We start from the raw sequence: 19,908 nt of genomic DNA on the forward strand, positions 1-19,908 counted from the left end.
TCCGTCGGACTGAATTCCGGCAATGACCTCCCGGGTGAGCCGATCGCCCAGTTCCGAGGCCTCGTTTGCTCCAAACCAACGCCTCCTGAAAGGTCTGCAGCGGCCGTTGCGGCGCTGTAGGCAGGTTTTCCCGGTAGCGAATGGCATTTTCGGCCGCTTGGCGTAGATGGTCATATTGGCTCATGCTTCCGCCCTCTTACGGTAGCCCTCATACTGTTAGCACAGATGCAATCACACACGAATTCCGTCTTTCATCCTCTCCGGCGCGCTCCCACATCGTTCGGACTTCCGGCTTCACAATCCCAACCGAGCTGGTAGTGTTTAGCCCATCACTGCCATCAGGTATTTTCTCGAATGATCTCACAGAAGGCGAGGTATGCGCTTCGCGCCCTCGTGGCGCTGGCAAAATCGGCGGAGCCGGACCGCGCGGTGTTCATCTCGGACATCGCCAGCAGCGAACGCATTCCGCGCAAATTCCTCGAGCAGATCCTGCTCGACCTGAAGCATCACGGCATCGTCGAGAGCAGGCGCGGCAAGGCCGGCGGCTACCTGCTGCTCAAGGCGCCCGAGGAGATCACCTTCGGCGAGGTGCTGCGCATCGTCGACGGGCCGATCGCTCCCCTGCCCTGCCTCAGCAAGACCGCCTACCGGCGCTGCGAGGACTGCCGCAGCGAAGAGAGCTGCGAAGTGCGAAAAGTGTTCGCGCGCGTCGCCGACGTCACCCGCAACGTGCTCGACCGTACGAGCATAGCAGACTGCCTTTCGACGGATTCTGGAAAGGTAAACCTCCTGATCGCCGGATAAGGGAAAATTTGTTTCGGAACAGATTGCGCTTTGGCATGTTCCGCGTTCTAATACCCTACTAAACCGATAGAGTTAAGTGGTTCACCTCGGAGGCAATCATGACGCTCAATCGAAAGTCGTTCCTCTTCGCAGCCGCTCTCGCAGCATCGGCGCAATTCGGCGGATTCGGCTTTGCTTTTGCCGACACCACGCTCCTCAACGTCTCCTACGACCCCACCCGCGAACTCTATAAGGACTACAACGCCGCATTTGCCGAGTACTGGAAGGGCAAGACCGGGGAGGCGGTGACGATCCGCACCTCGCACGGTGGCTCCGGCAAGCAGGCCCGGGCGGTGATCGACGGCCTTGATGCAGACGTGGTCACCCTTGCGCTGGAAGGCGACATCGACGCCATCGCCAAGAATTCGGGCAAGATCCCGGCGGACTGGCGTGGCCGGCTCCCCCACAACTCCTCCCCTTACACCTCGACCATCGTATTCCTCGTCAGGAAGGGTAATCCCAAGGGCATCAAGGATTGGGCGGACCTCGTGAAGGGCGACGTCCAGATCGTGACCCCGAACCCCAAGACTTCGGGCGGCGCCCGGTGGAACTATCTGGCGGCCTGGGCCTGGGCGCACAAGCAGTTCGGCGGCGACGAAACCAAGATCAAGGCCTATATCGCCGATCTCTACAAGCGTGCGCCGGTGCTGGACAGCGGCGCCCGCGGGGCGCTGACCACCTTCGCGCAGCGCGGTATCGGCGACGTGCTGCTTGCCTGGGAGAACGAGGCATTCCTGGCCGGCGCCGAATTCGGCGAGGACCAGTTCGATATCGTCGTGCCGCCATCCTCGATCCTGGCGGAGCCCCCCGTTGCCCTGGTCGACGGCAATGTCGACGCCAAGGGAACCCGCGAAGTGGCGCAGGCCTATCTCGAATACCTCTACTCGGACGCCGGCCAGCAGATCGCTGCAAAGCATTTCTATCGCCCGTCCAATCCTGAGGTGGTGCCCGCCGAGGCGCTGCAAAGGCTGCCGAAACTCGACCTGGTCTCGATCGACGACCCGATCTTCGGCGGCTGGGCGAAGGCGCAGCCCTATCACTTCGGTGACGGCGGCATCTTCGACCAGATCTACAAGCCGGGTTCGTCGAACTGAGCGCCATGATGAGCCTCGCCGCCAAGGCAGGGTGGCGACTGCGGACGCCGAGCGTCATACCCGGTTTCGGGCTGACGCTCGGTTTTGCGGTCACCTACCTGACGCTGATCATCCTCATTCCGTTGGCCGGGGTCTTCTGGCGCACGAGCGAACTCGGCTGGAGCGAGTTCGTGGCGCTGGTCTCGGACCCGCGCACGAAGAGCGCCTTGCAGCTCTCCTTCGGCGCATCGCTGATCGCAGCGGCCGTGAATGTCGTCTTCGGGACGATCGTCGCCTGGGTTCTGGTGCGCTACAGTTTTCCTGGCAGGCGGATCGTCGACGCCGTGGTGGACCTTCCCTTCGCTCTGCCCACGGCAGTGGCGGGCATCTCGCTCGCAGCCATCTACGCCCCCAACGGATGGGTCGGGCAGTTGCTGGCGCCGCTCGGCATCAAGGCCGCCTTCACGCCGCTGGGCATTGTGATCGCGCTAATCTTCATCGGCCTGCCCTTCGTGGTGCGCACCGTGCAGCCGGTGATGCTCGAAATCGACCGTGAGGTCGAGGAGGCGGCGGCGACGCTTGGGGCCAACCGCTTCCAGACGATCGCCCGGGTCATCCTGCCGGCATTGGCGCCGGCGCTGCTGACCGGGTTTGCCTTGGCCTTCGCCCGTGCCGTCGGCGAATACGGCTCGGTCATCTTCATCGCCGGCAACATCCCGTATTTTTCGGAGATCGCCCCGCTGCTCATCGTCATCAGGCTCGAGGAATTCAACTATGCCGGGGCAACCGCCGTCGCAACGATCATGCTGGTCATCTCGTTTCTGATGCTGCTCCTTATCAATCTCATCCAGGCCTGGAGCCGACGGAGATTTGGTTATGGCGCTTGATATCGTCAGGGAGGAGACCGTGCTCGGCCCTGCGCGCCTGTCCACGGCGAAACGGCCGTTCAAGCGACCCACCACCGAGGGGCCGGTGGCGAAGGCCGTGCTGATGACGCTGGCGCTCGGCTTCCTGGGCTTCTTCCTCGTCCTACCGCTGGCGGCGGTGTTCATCGAGGCCTTCCGCAAGGGTCTTGGCGAGTTCATGCTGGCGCTCGGGGATCCCGATACGATATCGGCCATCAAGCTGACCCTGACGGTTGCGGCGATCGCGGTTCCGCTCAATCTCGTCTTCGGCGTCGCCGCTGCCTGGGCGATCGCCAAATTCGAGTTCAAGGGCAAGACGTTCCTCATCACGCTGATCGACTTGCCCTTCTCGGTCTCGCCGGTGATCTCCGGACTGATCTATGTGCTTCTGTTCGGGGCCAACAGCATGCTCGGTCCGTGGCTGAAGAGCCACGGCATAGAAGTACTGTTCGCCGTGCCCGGCATCGTGCTGGCGACCATTTTCGTGACGTTCCCGTTCGTCGCGCGCGAACTGATCCCGCTCATGCAGGATCAGGGCACGGGCGACGAGGAGGCGGCGATCTCGCTCGGCGCGTCCGGCTGGCAGACCTTCTGGTACGTGACGCTGCCCAACATCAAATGGGGCCTGCTCTACGGCGTACTGCTGTGCAACGCCCGCGCCATGGGCGAGTTCGGGGCCGTGTCGGTCGTCTCGGGCCACATAAGGGGTCTGACCAACACCATGCCGCTGCAGGTCGAGATCCTCTACAACGAATACAACTTCGTCGCGGCCTTCGCGGTCTCCACCCTGCTGGCTGGCTTGGCCCTGGTGACCCTCGTTCTCAAATCATTCCTCGAATACCGGTACGGCGACGAGATCGCCGGCTCGGCAAAGCATTAAGGGCGCATAGCGATGGATGTCTCGATCCGCCACGTCTGCAAGGATTTCGAGCGCTTTCCGGCCCTCAAGGACGTCTCCCTCGACATCCGCTCCGGCGAATTGATCGCCCTGCTCGGGCCGTCGGGTTCGGGCAAGACGACCTTGCTCAGGCTGATCGCCGGGCTTGAGCCGCCGACCCGCGGCGCCATCTTCTTCGGGGACGAGGACGCCTCGTTCAAGAGCGTCCAGGAGCGCAATGTCGGCTTCGTCTTCCAGCACTACGCCCTGTTCCGGCACATGACCGTCGCCGAGAACATCGGTTTCGGCCTGAAGGTCCGGCCGTCATCGTCGCGTCCGGCGAAGAGCGAGATCCGGCGCCGCGCGCATGAGCTTCTGGACCTGGTGCAGCTCAGCGGGCTGGCGGATCGCTACCCGAACCAGCTGTCCGGCGGCCAGAGGCAGCGTGTCGCGCTTGCGCGCGCGCTCGCCATCGAGCCGCGGGTGCTTCTGCTCGACGAGCCCTTCGGCGCGCTTGACGCCCAGGTTCGCCGCGAACTGCGCCGCTGGCTTCGCGAGATCCACGATGCGACGAACCATACGACGGTGTTCGTCACCCATGATCAGGAAGAAGCACTCGAACTCGCCGACCGGGTCGTGGTGATGAGCCAGGGCCGCATAGAGCAGGTCGGCGGCGCCGACGACGTTTACGACCGGCCGAACTCGCCGTTCGTGTACGGCTTCATCGGGGATTCCAGCGTCCTGCCCGTGAAGGTGGACGACGGGCAGCTGTGGCTGCATGACCGGACGATCGGCCTCGCAGCACCCGAACTGCCGAGCGGCCAGGCGACACTCTATTTCCGGCCGCATGAGATCGAGTTGCTCGACGGCTGCAGTGGCTGCATCAGCGGTGTGGTCGCCGCAAGCCGCCGCGTGGGAGGCTCGCGCCGGGTCGAACTCGAGGTCGGAGGGGCGCGCGATCGCGTAGAAATCGAGCTTCCGACCGATCATCCGGCGACCCAGAAGAGCCGCATTGCCTTCCGGCCGCTGAGATGGCGGGCATTTCCGGCGGTCTCCGCCGCGGCATAGCAGCGGTAACGGCAACCTGCGGCGGCGTTCTGGTCAAGGCGGGCAACCGTGCCAAGCCCACGCACGGTGGTGCGCCCCCTTCGCGACGTGCTATCGGTCGCCCGAACGCGTTGAATGAGCCGGGGAGCCCGTTGCGATGACTTTCGAGCAAGCGGCGATCCTCGTGCTGCTCGCCGCAATGCTGGTCCTCTTCGCGCTCGATCGCATTCGCATGGAAGTGGTCGCGCTGGGAGGACTGGCGCTGGGCTACCATCTCGGCCTGGTGCCCGTGAACTCCCTCTTCTCCGGCTTCTCCCATTCCGCGGTCATAACCGTGGTCGAGATCCTGCTGATCGTCCAGGTGCTGTCGAGGTCGGCCGTCCTGGACCTGCTCGCAGACCGGATTACCGCCATCGCCCCGGGCCGGCTGTCGACAATCGCCGCGCTGTGCGGGCTTTCGGCCTTCGTATCCGCGATCATGAACAACATCGGCGCCCTGGCGCTGATGCTGCCGATCGTCTTCAGCGTGTGCCATGGCAGAGGTATCGACCCCAAGGCCGTGCTGATGCCGGTTTCCTTCGCCGCGCTGCTCGGGGGCACGTGCTCGATAATCGGCACCCCTGCCAACCTGGTCGTCAGCCAGCAGCTTGCGACCGTCACCGGGCACGGTTTTGCGTTCTTCGACTACGCCTATGCCGGCGTACCGGGAGCGATCGCCGGGATCATCGCGATCGTGGCCTGGGTGCCGCGACTATTTGCCATTGAGCCGAGCAAGATCAGCCTCCAGGGCGAAGTGGGCCTCCGGCGCAAGGTCGCAGAGCTCGCAGTGCCCGCCGCGTCGCCCCTTGTCGGCACTTCGCTGGCCGACTTCCCGCTCACTCTCTATGGCGTCCAGCGGAACGAACAGCAGTTGTTCCTGGCACGCAACGATCAGCAGCTTGCTGCGGGCGATCGGCTTCTCGTCGAGGGCAGCGAAGCGGAGCTGTCGCGGCTCGTCGCAACGGGCGCGCTCGCATATACCCACCACGCCATCGATGATGAAACGGTCCAGGCCGTTGTCATGCCGGAGAGCACCGTCGTAGGCTCGCGAATAGGCAATGTCGGCGCGTTTGCGGCAGGCGGAGTGACGGTGCTTTCCGTCTCGCCTCAGACTCACAGGATCGAAGGAAGTTTCTCCGATATCCAGCTGTCGATCGGCGATGTCCTGGTCCTGGCGGGCAACCGCGACGCGATCAGGGAGGCAATTTCCGAAACAGAGTTGCTGGAGGTGTCCGGGGCGTCGAGAAGCGACGTGGGCAGCCCCTTGCCGCTGGCCATCTTCGCTGCCGGCATCGTGCTAGCGGCCTTCGGGGTCGCGCCGGATCTCGCCTTCGGTGCCGTCGTGCTGGTGCTGGCGGCCCTAGGCAACCTCAATCTGCGCACGGCCCTCGCTGACCTAAACTGGCCTATCCTGCTGATGCTGGCGGCGATGATCCCGCTGGGCGCAGCCGTCGGGACGACCGGGGCCGCGGACGTCCTTTCAGGCTGGCTGCTCCATATCGTGCCGACACATCAATCGCTGGCGCTCTCAGCCGCCATGCTGCTTCTGGCCGTGCTGATCACGCCCTTCGTCAACAACGCGACCACCGCGATCGTGCTCGGGCCGGTGGCGATTTCGGCGGCGCAGGCGGCGGGCGTCGCACCCGAGCCGGTGCTCATCGCAGTGGCTCTCGGAGCGTCCATCGATTTCCTCACCCCCTTCGGCCATCACAACAACACGGTGGTGATGGGGATCGCCGGCTACCGCTTCACCGATTTCGCAAAGGCCGGATGGCCGGCAACCCTCGCTGCCGGCGTTGTCGCGCTGGTGATGATCGCCCTGGTCTGGGTCTGAGAGTTCGGCTTACGCAGCTGCGCCGCCCGAACGCAGGGCATTTCAACACTCCCTGCGCTCAATCATGCCTTTCCGCTTACGGAAGCCGCGCAAATCGCTCCGTCAGCAGCGCGAAGAAACCGTCGTGGTCGACCTCGCGCATATAGGTGACGTTCTTCTCGCCGTCGGTCACGCCCCACCAGTCGGCCACGGTCATCCCCATCGTCAGTTCCGACGAGGTCTCCACCGCGACGTTGATGAAGCGCCCCTTGAACAGTTCCGGCTTCAGTAGGTAAGCGATAACACACGGATCATGCAGCGGCCCGCCATCGGTGCCGTACTTCTCCTCGTCGAAGCGCTCGAAGAACTCCAGCATCTCCGCAGTCGCAATGCCGCACCGATTACCAAGGTTGCGGAAGGCTGCGATACGCTTCGAGGTGGTCAGCGCCTTGTGGGTGACGTCGAGCGGCATCATCACGATGGGCGCGCCGCACTTCAGCACAAGGTCGGCCGCGTGCGGATCGACATAGATGTTGAACTCGCCGGTCGGCGTGACATTGCCGCCCTCGAAGAAGCCGCCGCCCATCAGCACGATTTCCTTGATGCGCGGCACAATCCGCGGCTCTCGCGCAATCGCCAGGCCCAGATTGGTGAGCGGCCCGAGCGCGCAGAGCGTGACGGTGCCAGGCTCCTCGCGCATCAGCGTCTCGATGATGAAGTCGGCCGCGTGCTGCGGCTGCGATCTCATCCGGGGCTCCGGCAGTTCCGGTCCATTCAGACCGGTCTTGCCGTGTACGTGCTCAGCCGTGACCAGATGGCGAATCAGCGGCCGCACCGCACCGGCATACACTTTCGTGTCCTCGCGGCCGGCCAGTTCGCAGATCTTCAGCGCGTTCTTCTCGGTCAGGTGGAGCGGTACGTTGCCGGCGACGACGGTTAATCCCAGCACGTCCAGTTCCGGGCTGGCGAGCGCCAGCAGGATGGCCACCGCGTCATCCTGGCCGGGATCAGTATCGATGATGATCTTGCGCTTTTCGGGCATTTCGGGTCCCTATTGGAATGCTTCTGGAAAGCTATGGCGAGTGGCTGGGAGGCTTGAAGTCGGCAGCGGCGCCAACCATATCCCAGAACGACGGGAGAAATGCCATCTGGATTTTTCCCGCAAATGTCGCTCGATGAGGACAACGTAACATGAGCCGGATTCCGCCTTTCTCGAGCCCACTGCTGCTCGGGTTCGACGCGATGGAAAAGACGATCGAACGTCTTGCGAAATCCGGGGACGGATATCCTCCCTACAATATCGAGCGGATCGGTAGCGCCAACGGCGGGCCCGATCGACTGCGCATCACCCTGGCGGTCGCCGGCTTCTGCGAGGAAGACCTCGATGTAAGCGTGGAAGAAAGCCAGCTAGTGGTCCGCGGGCGGCAGCGGGACGACACGGAGCGCGACTACATCCATCGCGGCATAGCAGCACGGCAGTTCCAGCGCACCTTCGTGCTGGCGGACGGAATGCGGGTGCTTTCGGCGGAGCTCAAGAACGGGCTGCTTTCGATCGACCTCGACCGCCCACAGCCGGAGCGGCTGGTACGGAAAATCAACATTTCGGTGAAAGACTGATCGCCGGCACGCCGGAACCGAAAGCTCTTACGCGGGTTGGTCACAAAGATGCCCCGCGATAAAGGAGGCTAGTATGACTGAAACTGAAGCAAGACCGGTTGTCACTCAGGCAGACCTCGCCCATCTCGGCGAAGGCACTGTGGCCTATCTGCGCGAAATGGGTTCGGAGGAGCTCAAGGGGAAGTTCCCGGGCCTACCCGACATTCAGCCGGGCCTCAGACTGTGGGCGCTTTTCGCGGCTGACGGCCGGCCGATCCTGCTGTCCGACGCTCGCGAGCGCGCCATCGCGGGGGCACTCGAGAACGACCTGGTACCGGTCGCCCTCCACTGATCCATTCCCTGGGCGGCGATCCCGCCGCCAGTTGAAACCTTCAAACCGAGCGGAGACGGTCACGCGGCGTGCGATGCAGGCGCGGTAGCAAGCAGCGTGTGAATTGCGGCCGCGTCCCGGGCTCCGCGGATCTTGGCGACAGTATCGGCGTCGCGCAGGACGCGTGCGATTCGCGATAGCGCCTTCAGGTGGTCGGCGCCGGCCCCTTCCGGGGCCAGCAGAAGGAACACGAGATCGACCGGCTGGTCGTCCAGGGCCTCGAAATCGACCGGGTTTTCCAGACGCGCGAAAACCCCGGTGATCTGCTTCACACCGGGAAGCTTGCCGTGAGGGATGGCAATTCCATTGCCGACCCCGGTCGAGCCCAGCCGCTCACGCTGCAGGATGGTGTCGAAGACTTCACGCTCCGGGATTCCCGTGATCGCGGCGGCCCGCTCGGCCAGCAGCTGCAGCACCTGCTTCTTCGAATTCGCCTTCAAGGCCGGCAAAACAGCCGGCGCCTGGACGAGATCGCTGAGATCCATTCCAAATCCCCTTGTGGCCGGGCGAAGCACCTGGAGCTTCACGCCCGGCATTTCCCGCGTCAACCCTGAGCGGACCTGGCCGTCGAAGGATCGATCCAGCCGATGTTTCCATCAGGCCTGCGGTAAACGATGTTGACGGCGTCGTTGCCGGCATTGCGGAACACGAAAACGGGGCTTTCCTTGGTGTCGAGTTCGATCACCGCGGAGGCGACCGTCATGGTCTTCAACGCCATGGTGGATTCAGCAACGATCGCCGGAGCGTAGTCCTCCGGTATTTCCTCCTCGTTCTCTTCAGGGATGCCCGCCATGACAGTGTAGGAAATGTCGATGGCACCCCCGTTCCCCCCGAAGCTGCGCGACTTCAGCCGGCGCTTGTAGCGCCTCATGCGCTTCTCGAGCCGCTCGGCGGCTCCCTCGAACGCCTGGATCGGGTCGAGGGCATCGGCGGTCGCCTGAATCGCCGCTCCGCTGTCGAGGTGAATCATGCAATCGGCAGCAAAGCGCGAACCCGATTTGATGACGGTTACATGCCCGCCAAAGCCCCCGTCGAAATATTTTCCGATGGTTTCGCCGACACGCGCTTCGATTCGTCCCCGAAACGCATCGCCGATGTCCATATGCTTCCCTGAAATGCGCAGGCTCATGCTCATGAGATCGTGGGCCCCTTCCTGTCAGATCCAAGCGGATTGAGTTTATACCCGTTCTGGGAGCGCACAAGCTGACGGTGCGTAAGCGACGGCGGCATTCCGTGGTTGTTGTCGGTCAATTGCCGTCTCCTGAGCGGCGCCGTCCTGGCATCGCCCGACCTATGGGCGCGGGCTTCTAGTGAGTTAACCGGGCGTTGTCAATTCGAGCCCGCGCCGAGCTCCCGACAGCTATGTAGGGCACCTTTCGGCGATGGCCATCAGCGCGCGACGGCGACCAGCGCGCGCTTTTCCCGCCTCCGCTGGACGGACGAGGCTATGTTCATGCCCTCCCTGTACTTCGCGACCGTGCGCCGGGCGATGTCCACGCCCTCGTTCTTGAGCAGGTCGACGATGGCATCGTCGGACAGGACGTCGTCGGCCCTCTCCTGCTCGATCATCTCGCGAATGCGGTCGCGGACGGCCTCCGAGGAGTGGGCATCGCCGCCGCCGGCCGCGGGAATCGAGGCGGTGAAGAAGAATTTGAGCTCGAACACGCCGCGCGGCGTCAGCATGTATTTGTTGCTGGTAACCCGGCTCACGGTCGATTCGTGCATGCCGATCGCCTCCGCAACGGTGCGCAGGTTCAGCGGCCGCAGATGCCTGATGCCGTTGAGCAGGAAGGCATCCTGCTGACGCACGATTTCGGACGCGACCTTGAGAATGGTCTTGGCGCGCTGGTCGAGGCTGCGCGTCAGCCAATTGGCGTTCTGCATGCACTCGGCCAGGAACTCGCGCTCTCCGGGGGCCTTGGCCTTCCTCGACACTTCGGCGAAGTAGATCTGGTCGACCAGGACGCGCGGCAGGGTGTCCGGATTGAGCTCGACCGTCCAACTGCCGTCGCTGGCCGCCCGGACCTCCACGTCCGCCACGATGGTGTCCGCGGTTCCGGTCGAAAAGGCGAGGCCGGGCTTAGGATCGAGCGCCCTGATCTCAGCCAGCATGTCCAGGAGGTCTTCCTGGTCGACGCGGCACAAGCGCTTCAGCGACTGGAAATCGCGGCGCGCGAGAAGCTCCAGATTGTCGACAAGCGCCCGCATTGCCGGGTCGAAGCGGTCATTGCGCTGAAGCTGTAGCGCCAGGCATTCCTTGAGGTCGCGTGCGAAAAGCCCCGGCGGATCGAACGACCGGCACTTTTGCAGCACCTCTTCTACTTCGGGGGGACAGGTGCCGAGGCGTTCGGCAATCTCTTCGACTTCCCCGCGAAAATAGCCCGCCTCGTCCAAACAGTCCGCCAATTCATGGGCCATGAGCCGGGCCGCCGGATCAACAAACGCAAATGCGATTTGCTCTCCGACGTGGTCGCGCAGGCCGGGCTTCGACGCCGCGATGTCATCTGGATCGAAGCCCTCCCCATCGCCTCCCGATGATCCGGCCGGTGCGGATTTCCACTGTGCGGCTAGATCGGGACCGACGCGCTGCACCGCACCGGGATCGTCGGGAAATACATTCTCGAGCGTCGTGTCGAGTTGGTCCGCCATCGATTGCGAACTCGCCGGCAAGGCGGCCTCGTACCAGTCCTCTCCGGCCGCATCGCCGTCCCGCTCCTTCTGGAGTTGGTCGGTCGCGGCATCTTCCTGCGGCTCGACGCGCTCCAGCAGCGGATTGCGCTCGATCTCCTCCTCGACGAAACGCTCGAGCTCCAAATGGGTGAACTGAAGCAGCTTGATCGACTGCATCAGCTGCGGGGTCATGACGAGCGACTGGGACTGCCGAAGCTGCAATTTTGCCGACAGTGCCATACCGGTTTTTCTACCTGCCGCTGAAAAACGCCTGGATCGCCTCAATGACGATCCAGGCGCATTCAAACTGGCCCGGCTTTTGCTTGTCAATCCCCGAGCGAGCGGAGGCTTACCGCCGGGTTAGCGCCAGACGGCAGAATGATGGAAATAATTGCAAGAAAAGCCCGTGCCGCTGTCCTACAGCGTGAAGCTCTCGCCGAGATAAAGGCGCCTGACATTGGGGTCGGCGATGATGTCGTCGGCAGTGCCGTGTTTCAAGATCTCGCCGTTGTGGATGATGTAGGCGCGGTCGATAAGCTTCAGCGTCTCGCGCACATTGTGGTCGGTCACCAGCACGCCGATGCCGCGCGTCGTGAGGTGCCGAACCAGTTGCTGGATGTCGGCGACGGCGATCGGATCGATGCCGGCGAAGGGCTCGTCGAGGAGCATGTAGTGCGGCCGGCTGGCCAGCGCGCGCGCAATCTCCAGACGCCGCCGCTCGCCACCGGAAAGCGCCATTGCAGGCGATTTCCTGAGGTGTGCGATGTGGAACTCCTCGAGAAGTTCGTCCAGCGTGCGCTCGCGTTCGGCCCGGTCCTTCTCGACCATCTCGAGCACCGCGCGGATATTGTTCTCGACGCTGAGGCCGCGGAAGATCGATGCCTCCTGCGGCAGGTATCCGATGCCGAGCCGCGCTCGCCTGTACATCGGCAGCATGGTGATGTCGTAGCCGTCGATCTCGATCCTGCCGCGATCGACGGGCACAAGGCCGGTGACCATGTAGAAGCAGGTGGTCTTTCCGGCGCCGTTGGGCCCCAGCAGCCCTACGGCTTCTCCGGCGCGCACGCCCAGCGAGACGCCGTTGACCACCTGCCGACCCTTGTAGCTCTTCGCCAGGCCGGAGGCGATCAGCGTGCCCTTCAGGTCGGCTGCGCGCGGGCTGAGCGCGGGCTGCGGAGATGCCAAGCCCAATCGTCCCGGCAAGCGGGACCAAAACGATCCTGCGGCACTCATCAACGATTCTGCGATCCGGGCGAAATCGACATCATGACCCGGCCGCTGCCATTGCCGCCGTTCTTGCAGCCGTCGACCTGGGCACGCCCCGATTTCATGTTCACGGTGAGCATGCAGCCGACCAGCACGTTCTTACCCTCGGAAAGCACCACCTCCTTGCCGGAGAGCGTGAGCACCTGGCTTGCCATGTCGAAGGTCCCGCGGTCGCCGGTCGCGACCTGCTGTTCGGATTTGATGTAGACCTTGTCCTCGACCTCCATGCGGTCGATCTTGCCCGAGCCGGTCGCCGCCGATCCGGTGCCGCCCGCCGCGTAGTAGACGGTCATCTTGCCGGCCTTCATGAGGGTCGGGCCCTGGCTGACATTGACGTTGCCGACGAACACCGCCTTGTTCTCGCCGTCGATGACTTCCAGCTTGTCGCTTTCGATCTGGATGGGCAGATTGCTCGAAAGGCTAAGCCCTTGAAGCCGGCCGGTAGCGCTCTCCTGCGCCAGGGTTGCGCCGGTTGGAGCCACCAGCACGGCGAGCGCGGCACAAGCGGCCAGTTTGAACCCGTTCCCGAACATTGCGGCTGTTCCCCTCATTGGCTGGCCGTCTCGGATTGCGGCAGCACTATATGCACGCGAACACGTTTCTCGAAAACTACCCGCTTTCCATTCTCCTCGACCGACATGCCGTCCGCGGTGATGGTCGCCCCATTCGCGTGGATTTCCACCGGCCTGTCAGTGGTCATTCGCCCGGCGGCGAGGTCGACCCTGGCGGAGCCGAGACGCGCCGATGCGCCATCCGTGGTGCTGATGGTGATGGCATTGTCGATGACGAGTGTGTTCATCATGCGGTCGAATTCACCCCGCTCCGTATCGATCCGGGCCGAGGCTTTTTCGCTGATCGGCAAAGTGGCGGATATGCCCTGAAGATCGATTACGGCTTCGTTGGTGATGTCCTGCACGGCGCGTTGGGCGCTGACGGAATAAGGCCGGTCGTCCGAGGTGTAACCTTGGAGCTTCGGATTGGCCATCACCAGCTTGCCCTCCGCGACAGCGGAATCCTGGGCAATGATCTCGGCAGGCGCCGGAGTCGAGAAGAAGGACTGGTACAGGAAGAGTACGGCCATCGTCGCACCAAGGACCGGCAAGGCGATCTTCAGGGCGCGTACCTTCTGCGAGTGCCGGGCGGCGTTGTCGAACACGGCCGAACGTTCGATAGGCGCGCGGCTGGGCAGCGGGCCGAGCCGCGGTGAAGCATCGGGCGTGTCCGTCGGTCGTGCCAACATCGGGTACCTGTTGCAGGGCGCGGGACCGAGCCTGCGCCGCCATGCTACTATAAATTGAACGCGATCAACGTGCCGAAAGCCACGAAATTATGGCCAAGGGCCTGATGATGCTTCGATCTTCCCCCGCCTAAGCGGAATGGAGCGCATTTGGTTGCGAACCGATCGAACTCACGCCCCCGCCTGCGTCCGACCCTGCTCGGCGCAAATCACCTGCGCCAGCAACCGCCAATATGATGATCTTTGCGAAGATTGTCAGCCCCTTGCATCAAGCGCCGGTTCTTCACTGTCAGCATTGGTGGATTTGTTGAACCTGATCCGCGCTCCAGCAGACAGCCGGTCACGAGCCGCTTAAGCCAATGCGCCGCTCTGCGGTTTGTCCTTTGCAAGCTTCTTGAACTTGCGGACGACAATGTCGCGCTTCAGCCGCGAGATATGATCGATGAACAGCACGCCATCGAGATGATCGATCTCGTGCTGCAGGCAGGTGGCGAGGAGGCCGGATGCTTCGACCTCATGCTGCTGGCCCTCGAGATCCCGATACTTCACACGTACGACGGCCGGCCGTTCCACCTCGGCATAATAATCCGGAATGGAAAGGCATCCCTCCTCGTAGACGGATTTCTCTTCCGATTTCGAGACGATCTCCGGATTGATGAAGACCTGTGGCGCCTTCGGCTCCTTCTCCTTGGCGAGATCGATCACCAGCAGGCGCAGCGGTTCGCCGACCTGAATCGCCGCGAGTCCTATCCCCGGAGCATCGTACATGGTGTCCAGCATGTCGGCGGCGAACTTCTTCAGACGCTCGTCGACCTGCTCGACCGGCCTGGACACCTGGCGCAACAAGGGATCGGGAAGGATAATCAGCGGTTTGATCGACATGGGCCTGAGGTAATGGCTCGCACCGACAGCGTCAACGGGGATAGATCGGGCGTTGTTCCCGTTTTGATCTTCCTTGAAGACGCGAATCATCTATCCTTCGCGGATGGGCGAGGTCACCGACATCCTTCTGCAGCCGATCGCGCAATTCGGCACAACCGCCGTGACGTTTGGTCAGGCGCTCGCGGGCGCTGCAGCACTTTTCCTGCTGCTCGTCCTGACGTTCGCGGCTGCGCTTTGGCGGTCGGGGCGGGCGCGGGCCGAAGCCGCCGAAGAGGCGGCCGAGATGGCGCGCGAGATGGAGGCCCGCATGGCCGGAATCCTGCAGGCCCAGGCCGAGATGCAGGGACGCATGAGCGCGGTGGCCGAAACCCTCGGCGCACGGCAGGCCGAACTCAACCAGAGCATCAGCCAGCGGCTGGACGCAATGACCGGACGGATCGGCCAGACCATGGCCGAACAGACGAAGTCGACTCATGAAAACCTGGCGAAACTGCAGGAGCGCCTCGCAGTCATCGACACGGCCCAGAACAACATCCAGTCGTTGGCCGGCCAAGTCGTGCAACTGCAGGCGATCCTCTCCAACAAGCAGACGCGCGGCGCGTTCGGTCAGTCGCGCATGGAGGCCATCGTCGCCGACGGCCTGCCGCACGGCGCCTTCACCTTTCAGGACACGCTCTCGAATGGCAGCAGGCCCGACTGCACGGTGCGGATGCCGAACGGCTCGCCGCCGCTCGTCATCGATGCGAAATTTCCGCTGGAGGCGTGGAACGCGATCCGCGCCGCAGCGGAGTTGGATTCCAGCGGCGAAGCGCTGCGGGCCGCGCAGCAGGCGTTCCGGCGCGACATCGAGGTGCACATCAAGGCCATCGCCGACAAATACCTCATTCCCGGCGAGACCCACGACACCGCCTTCATGTTCGTGCCGTCCGAATCGATCTTCGCCGAAATCCACGAGAAGTTCGAAGCGGTGGTGCAGCGTGCACACCGTGTGCGGATCGTGATCGTCTCGCCCTCGCTGCTGATGCTGTCGATCCAGGTGATCCAGTCGATCCTGAAGGACGCCTCGATGCGCGAGCAGGCGCATCTCATCCAGACCGAGGTCGTCCGGCTCATGGAGGATCTCGGCCGCCTCGACGATCGAGTCCGCAAGCTGCAGACTCATTTTGGTCAGGCTTCGAAAGACATCGACGACATATTGGTCTCGGCTTCCAAGGTCGCCAAGCGCGGGCAGAAGATCGAGGCGCTGGAGTTCAAGGAACCGGGGCCGGACGAGCAGATCGAGGTGCAGCGCCCGCGCGGCGCCGAGAGCAAGACCGGCCAGTTGCGCCTGCGCGTGGTGGAAGAGCAGGAGTAGGCTGCGAACGCGCTTGCATCTTGCGCCCGGCGCCGACTCCTGTTCCATTCCGCCAAATATTGAGGAGGATTTGGCAATGGCAAAAGGTGCGATGCGACCGGGCAAGGAAGCCCGCAAACCCAAGAAGGACGCCAAGAAACCGCCGGCCGCGCCGGTGCTTCAGGCGCCGGCGGTGCCTGCCATGAAGCTTAAGGAAAAGAAGAAGTAGGCTCGGCTCCGCCGCTTGCGGGCGGCGCCAATACTCCGCTGTCGGGCGCGGCAATGCCCGTCCGACACGCCTAGGAGTTCACGGCTTGCGGGCAACCAGGAAGGCGTCAACCGGGCGTGCACCCGGGGGAAGCGGTTTGATCCTGGTTGCAAGCCTCGCCAGATAGTACGCGACGACGATGCTGGCGTGCCACGTCCAGTTGTGACCGATGTAGCGCTCGTTCGGCGGACCTTTCGTCCTGCGCGCCAGGAAGCGGTGCAGCCAATAGATCAGGCCCTGGTGCAGCGAGGGCGGTAGCGTGCCGGCCTCGACGACTTCCAGCCCGAGACGCGCCGACAGCGCCTTATAGGCCTCGGGGTTCCACCAGGTTACGTGGTGCGGCGGGATGTTGATCGGCAGGTTCGGGATCTCGGTCAGAGGCGAGGGATGCAGCGGGGCGGCAAGGATCAGCAGGCCGCCCGGCTTCAACAGCTTGACCATCTGCTCGGCGTGGCGCAGCGGGTCCGGCACATGCTCGATGACGTGGAAGGCGGTCGCCACGTCATAGAACTCCGGCCGCTTGCGGGCATGCTCCTCCAGCGTCTCGCGGATGACGACGTCGTCCACGTCGGGTCCGGCATAAGGATCGAGGCCGGTGTAGCGCGCGTGCGGCAGGTGGGTCCGGAACACGCCCGGGCCACAGCCGACGTCCACCACATGCGCGCCTGCAGGTATAAACTCAGCGGCGCGGCTATAGTCGACGCGGGATTCCTTAAAACGGGTGAGCCCCTCGTGGACGTCCCATTTCTGGTAATAACCCTCGTAGAACTTGCCGTCGCCGACGATCCGCGGCTCGAAGAAGACCAGCCCGGTGGGCGATTCATAGAGCGTCACCCGGTCGACGCCCTTGAACAGGTGCGAGACGTCAACGCCCTGGCCAAGCCGCCAGACATCCTCGATCAGGCGAGCCGAGACGCCATGAATGCGTCGCAGCGCCGGCTTTCCGGTGATCGGGCACGGAGGCAGCGGCTCCGGGTTCGAGCCGCGTGTCGCCATTGATGCGCTTTCAGCCATTGCCGCTCCCCTCGCTCCGGCCTATCCATCCGCCCGCCTGCGTTCGGAAATCCCCAAGACGATTTCGCGATCCGGGCGCGACGTGAGATTGCCGAGCGGCTTCGCCCGCTTTCCCGGTGAGAGCGTTAGACGAGCACGGGGCAGAAGTCCACGCAGGATGGTTTCCATCTCGACGGCCGCAAAACGAGCGCCGGGACAGATCCGCGCCCCCAGCCCGAAGGGCATGTAGCTCGTTCTTGCAGGGGCCGGGGAGCCGTCCAGCCAGCGCATGGGCGCAAACTCGTCCGGCCGCGACCACAGGCTCCTGTGGCGGTGAAGGGTCCACGGCGCGATCACGAAGAAGCTCTTCGCCGGCACCTGCTTCCCGCGGAAGACCGCTTCTTCCCTGGTCTCGCGAAGAAAAAAACCGATCGGCGGATAAAGCCTGAGCGCCTCCTTCGCGAGCGCGTCGGCCACGGCTTCCGGCGACGCCTCCCTCCAGTATCCGCCCGGTGCCGACTTGCCGGAAAGGGCCATTGCGGCGGTGTCCTGCAGGTCGGACCTGCCGGCGAGTTCGGAGGCAAGCCAGGAGAGCGTCGAAGCCGTCGTCTCGTGGCCGGCAAGAAGCATCACTGCGATCTCGTCCAGCAGCGCCTGCTCGCCCTCGGCCCCCTCACTCATCCGCCCGGACTGGGCGAGCGCCAATGCAAACGGCGCGCTCTCCAGCGGCCGGGCTCCCGTCAGGATGGGTTTTACGAAACGGCGCAGCATGAGCTCACGCATCTCGGCGCCGATCGGCGAAAGCCCCATCTCACGGATGATGCGCGCGCGTGTCGTAACGTCGTCATGCGCGATCATGAGCAGAAGCGCGGCGGCTTTCTTGTGATACTCGAAGAAGAGCCGCGTGAACCGGATCGATTCCTCTTCCGAAAAGCGGTCGCCGAGCGTCACTTCTGAAACGACGTCGACGGTGAGTCGGGAGAACTCCTCGGAGATGCCCACCCTCCCACCGGGACTGCGAAGCCAGCGATCCACATACTCGCGTGTGAGCCTTTCCGTTACCGCGCGCATGACCTCGTCCGGGATCGTCGCCAGGGAGCGCGAGAAGATGCGCCGCGTCTCCTTGACACGCGTGCCGCCCGGCTGGCCGAATACCCCCTCCCCGATCAGAGGCACCAGGAGATCGTGCACCACGTCGCTCTTGGGAAAGACCCCGCCGCGGTCGAGCATGACCGTCTCAACGACCTTGGGATCGTTGGAGAGCGCCAGCTTGCGCCTCGGCAGATCGGCCACGATCAGCCAGCGCTCAAGCAGCTTGCCGCTCACATAGCGCATGGGGTCGGCAAAGAACGCGCCTGCCGCCCTGGCGGCGAAGGGAACGCGGCCCAGTGACCAGGACAGAAGGTTCAGGAGGCGGGAAATGGCAGGCGCTCCTCGACCTTGATGGAATGCGGCCCCGCTATCCTGTAGACGACGTGGCCCCACTGGATCCGGCGCGTCGTGGCGGCCGCGACGATGACGCTGGCATGGAAGATGTCGACCAGCGGCTGCAAGAGGCCCAACCCCAACTGGACTAGGCGCACTGGCAGCGGATCCGGCATATCGACGCGCCGCGCGACCTCGCCGACAAGCGCCTGCTTGATCACTGCCAGCGCCGCGAGGGAAGCGGCAGCCCAGAGATAGGCGCCGGAGGTCAGGACCTGATGCAGGACGACCACCCAGCCCAGGAGGCGCAGGTTGATCGTGACGAAGGCCAGCCACCACAGCCAGGGCCGATATATGTGGCCGATCCTGTACTGGCGCACCGCGAAGCGCCAAGCCTCAGCCAGCCGCAGGCTGGTGGGGGACGGGATCAGAAGCGCCCCGCGCGTAAGCACCACAAGACCTGCCGCAGCCGCCTCATCGGCCAGCGACAGATCGTCGGAAAGTGTCCGATCGAGGGCTTCGGATAAGTTCATCTTCCGGGCTGCCGCAGGGGAGATGGCGACGCTGCCGCCCCACACCACGCTTGTGATGGCCCAGGCCTTCCGCGGCATCAGGGTCACCGCCCGATCGATCGTCGCGACCAGATGTGCCCCCAGACGGTGCTGCGCCACACGTTGCCAGCGATGACCGGTCACGAGATCGGCGTTCCCATCCATCAGAGGCGAGACAAGGGCGCTCAGCCACCATTTCTGCGGGGCGATGTCCCCGTCCATCAGGACGATCGCCTCGTCGCGCTCGTCGATCAGCTTGAGCGCGGCCTGCTGGTTGCGGCATTTCTGCGCCTGGTCGGATGCGGGGCCGGCGACCACCACCTCGATGGAAAATCCGGCGAACGACCTGACCTCAAGCGCCCGTCCGTAGGCGGGATCGCTCTGCGATTCGACGGTGATGATGAGCCGCCTCGGAGGCAGGGTCTGCGTATCCAGGGCTGCGACAAGCTTTTCGAGGCCGGGGCAGCGACCGGTGAGCGGGAGGATGATGGTGGCCACAGCATTGTGGGCCACACGCGGTTTCTGAAGGCGCCCCATGCGCAGCAGGACACCGGCGATCGACAGCGCGTTGATGGCCAGCGCCAGCGCCGCCAGCACGAAAACCCATGAAACCGACATTCACCCTCTTTGCCCGAAGCAGCGCGGACGATAGCCGGACGGCCTTGAGCCCTCAATAGGCGGCGAGGTGCATCCTCAGCC

The 19,908-nt window shown here is 63.9% G+C and carries 21 protein-coding genes; 10 read left to right on the top strand and 11 right to left on the bottom strand.

Annotation, left to right across the window (positions count from 1 at the left end; all coding sequences use genetic code 11):
- Nucleotides 1–354 precede the first annotated feature (354 nt).
- The 6 genes from HUI96_RS08260 (at nt 355) to HUI96_RS08285 (ending at nt 6,618) form a co-directional block, all read left to right on the top strand.
- Nucleotides 355–804 carry an RrF2 family transcriptional regulator gene (locus HUI96_RS08260; protein WP_188254193.1) on the top strand — a complete coding sequence of 150 codons (450 nt, stop codon included), beginning with the start codon at nt 355–357 and terminating at the stop codon, nt 802–804.
- A 98-nt stretch (nt 805–902) separates the two neighbouring features.
- Entirely contained in the window at nt 903–1,937 is a 1,035-nt protein-coding gene (locus HUI96_RS08265; protein WP_188254194.1) for a sulfate ABC transporter substrate-binding protein, read from the top strand.
- A gap of 8 nt (nt 1,938–1,945) precedes the next feature.
- Nucleotides 1,946–2,803, top strand: coding sequence for a sulfate ABC transporter permease subunit CysT (gene cysT, locus HUI96_RS08270; protein WP_425299209.1), 858 nt, complete (start codon nt 1,946–1,948; stop codon nt 2,801–2,803).
- Entirely contained in the window at nt 2,793–3,701 is a 909-nt protein-coding gene (gene cysW, locus HUI96_RS08275; protein WP_188254196.1) for a sulfate ABC transporter permease subunit CysW, read from the top strand. Before cysT ends, cysW begins: the two co-directional genes overlap by 11 nt.
- A gap of 12 nt (nt 3,702–3,713) precedes the next feature.
- Entirely contained in the window at nt 3,714–4,766 is a 1,053-nt protein-coding gene (locus tag HUI96_RS08280; protein WP_188254197.1) for a sulfate/molybdate ABC transporter ATP-binding protein, read from the top strand.
- Between the two features lie 136 nt (nt 4,767–4,902).
- Entirely contained in the window at nt 4,903–6,618 is a 1,716-nt protein-coding gene (locus tag HUI96_RS08285; protein WP_188254198.1) for an SLC13 family permease, read from the top strand.
- Between the two features lie 76 nt (nt 6,619–6,694).
- On the opposite strand, the gene HUI96_RS08290 is transcribed toward HUI96_RS08285, so the two are convergent.
- Nucleotides 6,695–7,639 carry a nucleoside hydrolase gene (locus HUI96_RS08290; RefSeq protein WP_188254199.1) on the bottom strand — a complete coding sequence of 315 codons (945 nt, stop codon included), beginning with the start codon at nt 7,637–7,639 and terminating at the stop codon, nt 6,695–6,697.
- A gap of 149 nt (nt 7,640–7,788) precedes the next feature.
- On the opposite strand from HUI96_RS08290, the gene HUI96_RS08295 reads away from it, so the two are divergent.
- A complete protein-coding gene (locus HUI96_RS08295; RefSeq protein ID WP_188254200.1) occupies nt 7,789–8,214 on the top strand; it encodes an Hsp20 family protein in 426 nt (141 codons plus the stop codon).
- A 73-nt stretch (nt 8,215–8,287) separates the two neighbouring features.
- A complete protein-coding gene (locus HUI96_RS08300) occupies nt 8,288–8,545 on the top strand; it encodes a DUF1150 family protein (protein ID WP_188254201.1) in 258 nt (85 codons plus the stop codon).
- Between the two features lie 59 nt (nt 8,546–8,604).
- Here HUI96_RS08300 and ptsN read toward each other — a convergent pair whose 3' ends face one another.
- From ptsN to def, 7 genes are all read right to left on the bottom strand, one after another.
- Nucleotides 8,605–9,069 carry a PTS IIA-like nitrogen regulatory protein PtsN gene (ptsN, locus tag HUI96_RS08305; RefSeq protein WP_188254202.1) on the bottom strand — a complete coding sequence of 155 codons (465 nt, stop codon included), beginning with the start codon at nt 9,067–9,069 and terminating at the stop codon, nt 8,605–8,607.
- A gap of 59 nt (nt 9,070–9,128) precedes the next feature.
- Nucleotides 9,129–9,713 (bottom strand): ribosome hibernation-promoting factor, HPF/YfiA family, encoded by a 585-nt coding sequence (gene hpf, locus HUI96_RS08310; RefSeq protein WP_188254203.1) that lies wholly within the window; start codon nt 9,711–9,713, stop codon nt 9,129–9,131.
- A gap of 260 nt (nt 9,714–9,973) precedes the next feature.
- A complete protein-coding gene (rpoN, locus tag HUI96_RS08315; RefSeq protein ID WP_188254204.1) occupies nt 9,974–11,494 on the bottom strand; it encodes an RNA polymerase factor sigma-54 in 1,521 nt (506 codons plus the stop codon).
- Between the two features lie 177 nt (nt 11,495–11,671).
- Complete coding sequence (gene lptB, locus HUI96_RS08320; RefSeq protein ID WP_188254205.1) at nt 11,672–12,487, bottom strand: LPS export ABC transporter ATP-binding protein; 816 nt, start codon at nt 12,485–12,487, stop codon at nt 11,672–11,674.
- Nucleotides 12,487–13,053: an LptA/OstA family protein gene (locus HUI96_RS08325; protein ID WP_237684035.1), complete on the bottom strand. Its 567-nt coding sequence runs from the start codon at nt 13,051–13,053 to the stop codon at nt 12,487–12,489. The genes lptB and HUI96_RS08325 overlap by 1 nt, the downstream gene beginning before the upstream one ends.
- Nucleotides 13,054–13,067: 14 nt before the next feature.
- Nucleotides 13,068–13,760, bottom strand: coding sequence for an LPS export ABC transporter periplasmic protein LptC (gene lptC / locus HUI96_RS08330; protein WP_188254207.1), 693 nt, complete (start codon nt 13,758–13,760; stop codon nt 13,068–13,070).
- A gap of 348 nt (nt 13,761–14,108) precedes the next feature.
- On the bottom strand, nt 14,109–14,639 hold the full coding sequence (gene def / locus HUI96_RS08335; RefSeq protein WP_188254208.1) for a peptide deformylase: 531 nt from the start codon (nt 14,637–14,639) through the stop codon (nt 14,109–14,111).
- 103 nt (nt 14,640–14,742) lie between these two features.
- On the opposite strand from def, the gene HUI96_RS08340 reads away from it, so the two are divergent.
- Complete coding sequence (locus HUI96_RS08340) at nt 14,743–15,993, top strand: DNA recombination protein RmuC (protein ID WP_188254585.1); 1,251 nt, start codon at nt 14,743–14,745, stop codon at nt 15,991–15,993.
- A gap of 76 nt (nt 15,994–16,069) precedes the next feature.
- A complete protein-coding gene (locus HUI96_RS29835; RefSeq protein WP_273033164.1) occupies nt 16,070–16,201 on the top strand; it encodes a hypothetical protein in 132 nt (43 codons plus the stop codon).
- A 78-nt stretch (nt 16,202–16,279) separates the two neighbouring features.
- Here the strand turns inward: HUI96_RS29835 and HUI96_RS08345 are convergent, their stop codons facing one another.
- From HUI96_RS08345 to HUI96_RS08355, 3 genes are all read right to left on the bottom strand, one after another.
- Entirely contained in the window at nt 16,280–17,254 is a 975-nt protein-coding gene (locus tag HUI96_RS08345) for a class I SAM-dependent methyltransferase (protein WP_188254209.1), read from the bottom strand.
- A gap of 21 nt (nt 17,255–17,275) precedes the next feature.
- Nucleotides 17,276–18,568 carry a cytochrome P450 gene (locus HUI96_RS08350; protein WP_188254210.1) on the bottom strand — a complete coding sequence of 431 codons (1,293 nt, stop codon included), beginning with the start codon at nt 18,566–18,568 and terminating at the stop codon, nt 17,276–17,278.
- Nucleotides 18,569–18,639: 71 nt separating this feature from the next.
- Entirely contained in the window at nt 18,640–19,827 is a 1,188-nt protein-coding gene (locus HUI96_RS08355; RefSeq protein WP_188254211.1) for a glycosyltransferase, read from the bottom strand.
- Nucleotides 19,828–19,908 lie beyond the last annotated feature (81 nt).

Origin of the sequence: Pseudaminobacter soli (ex Zhang et al. 2022) (assembly GCF_014595955.1) — a bacterium.
Taxonomy (GTDB): domain Bacteria; phylum Pseudomonadota; class Alphaproteobacteria; order Rhizobiales; family Rhizobiaceae; genus Kumtagia; species Kumtagia pseudosoli.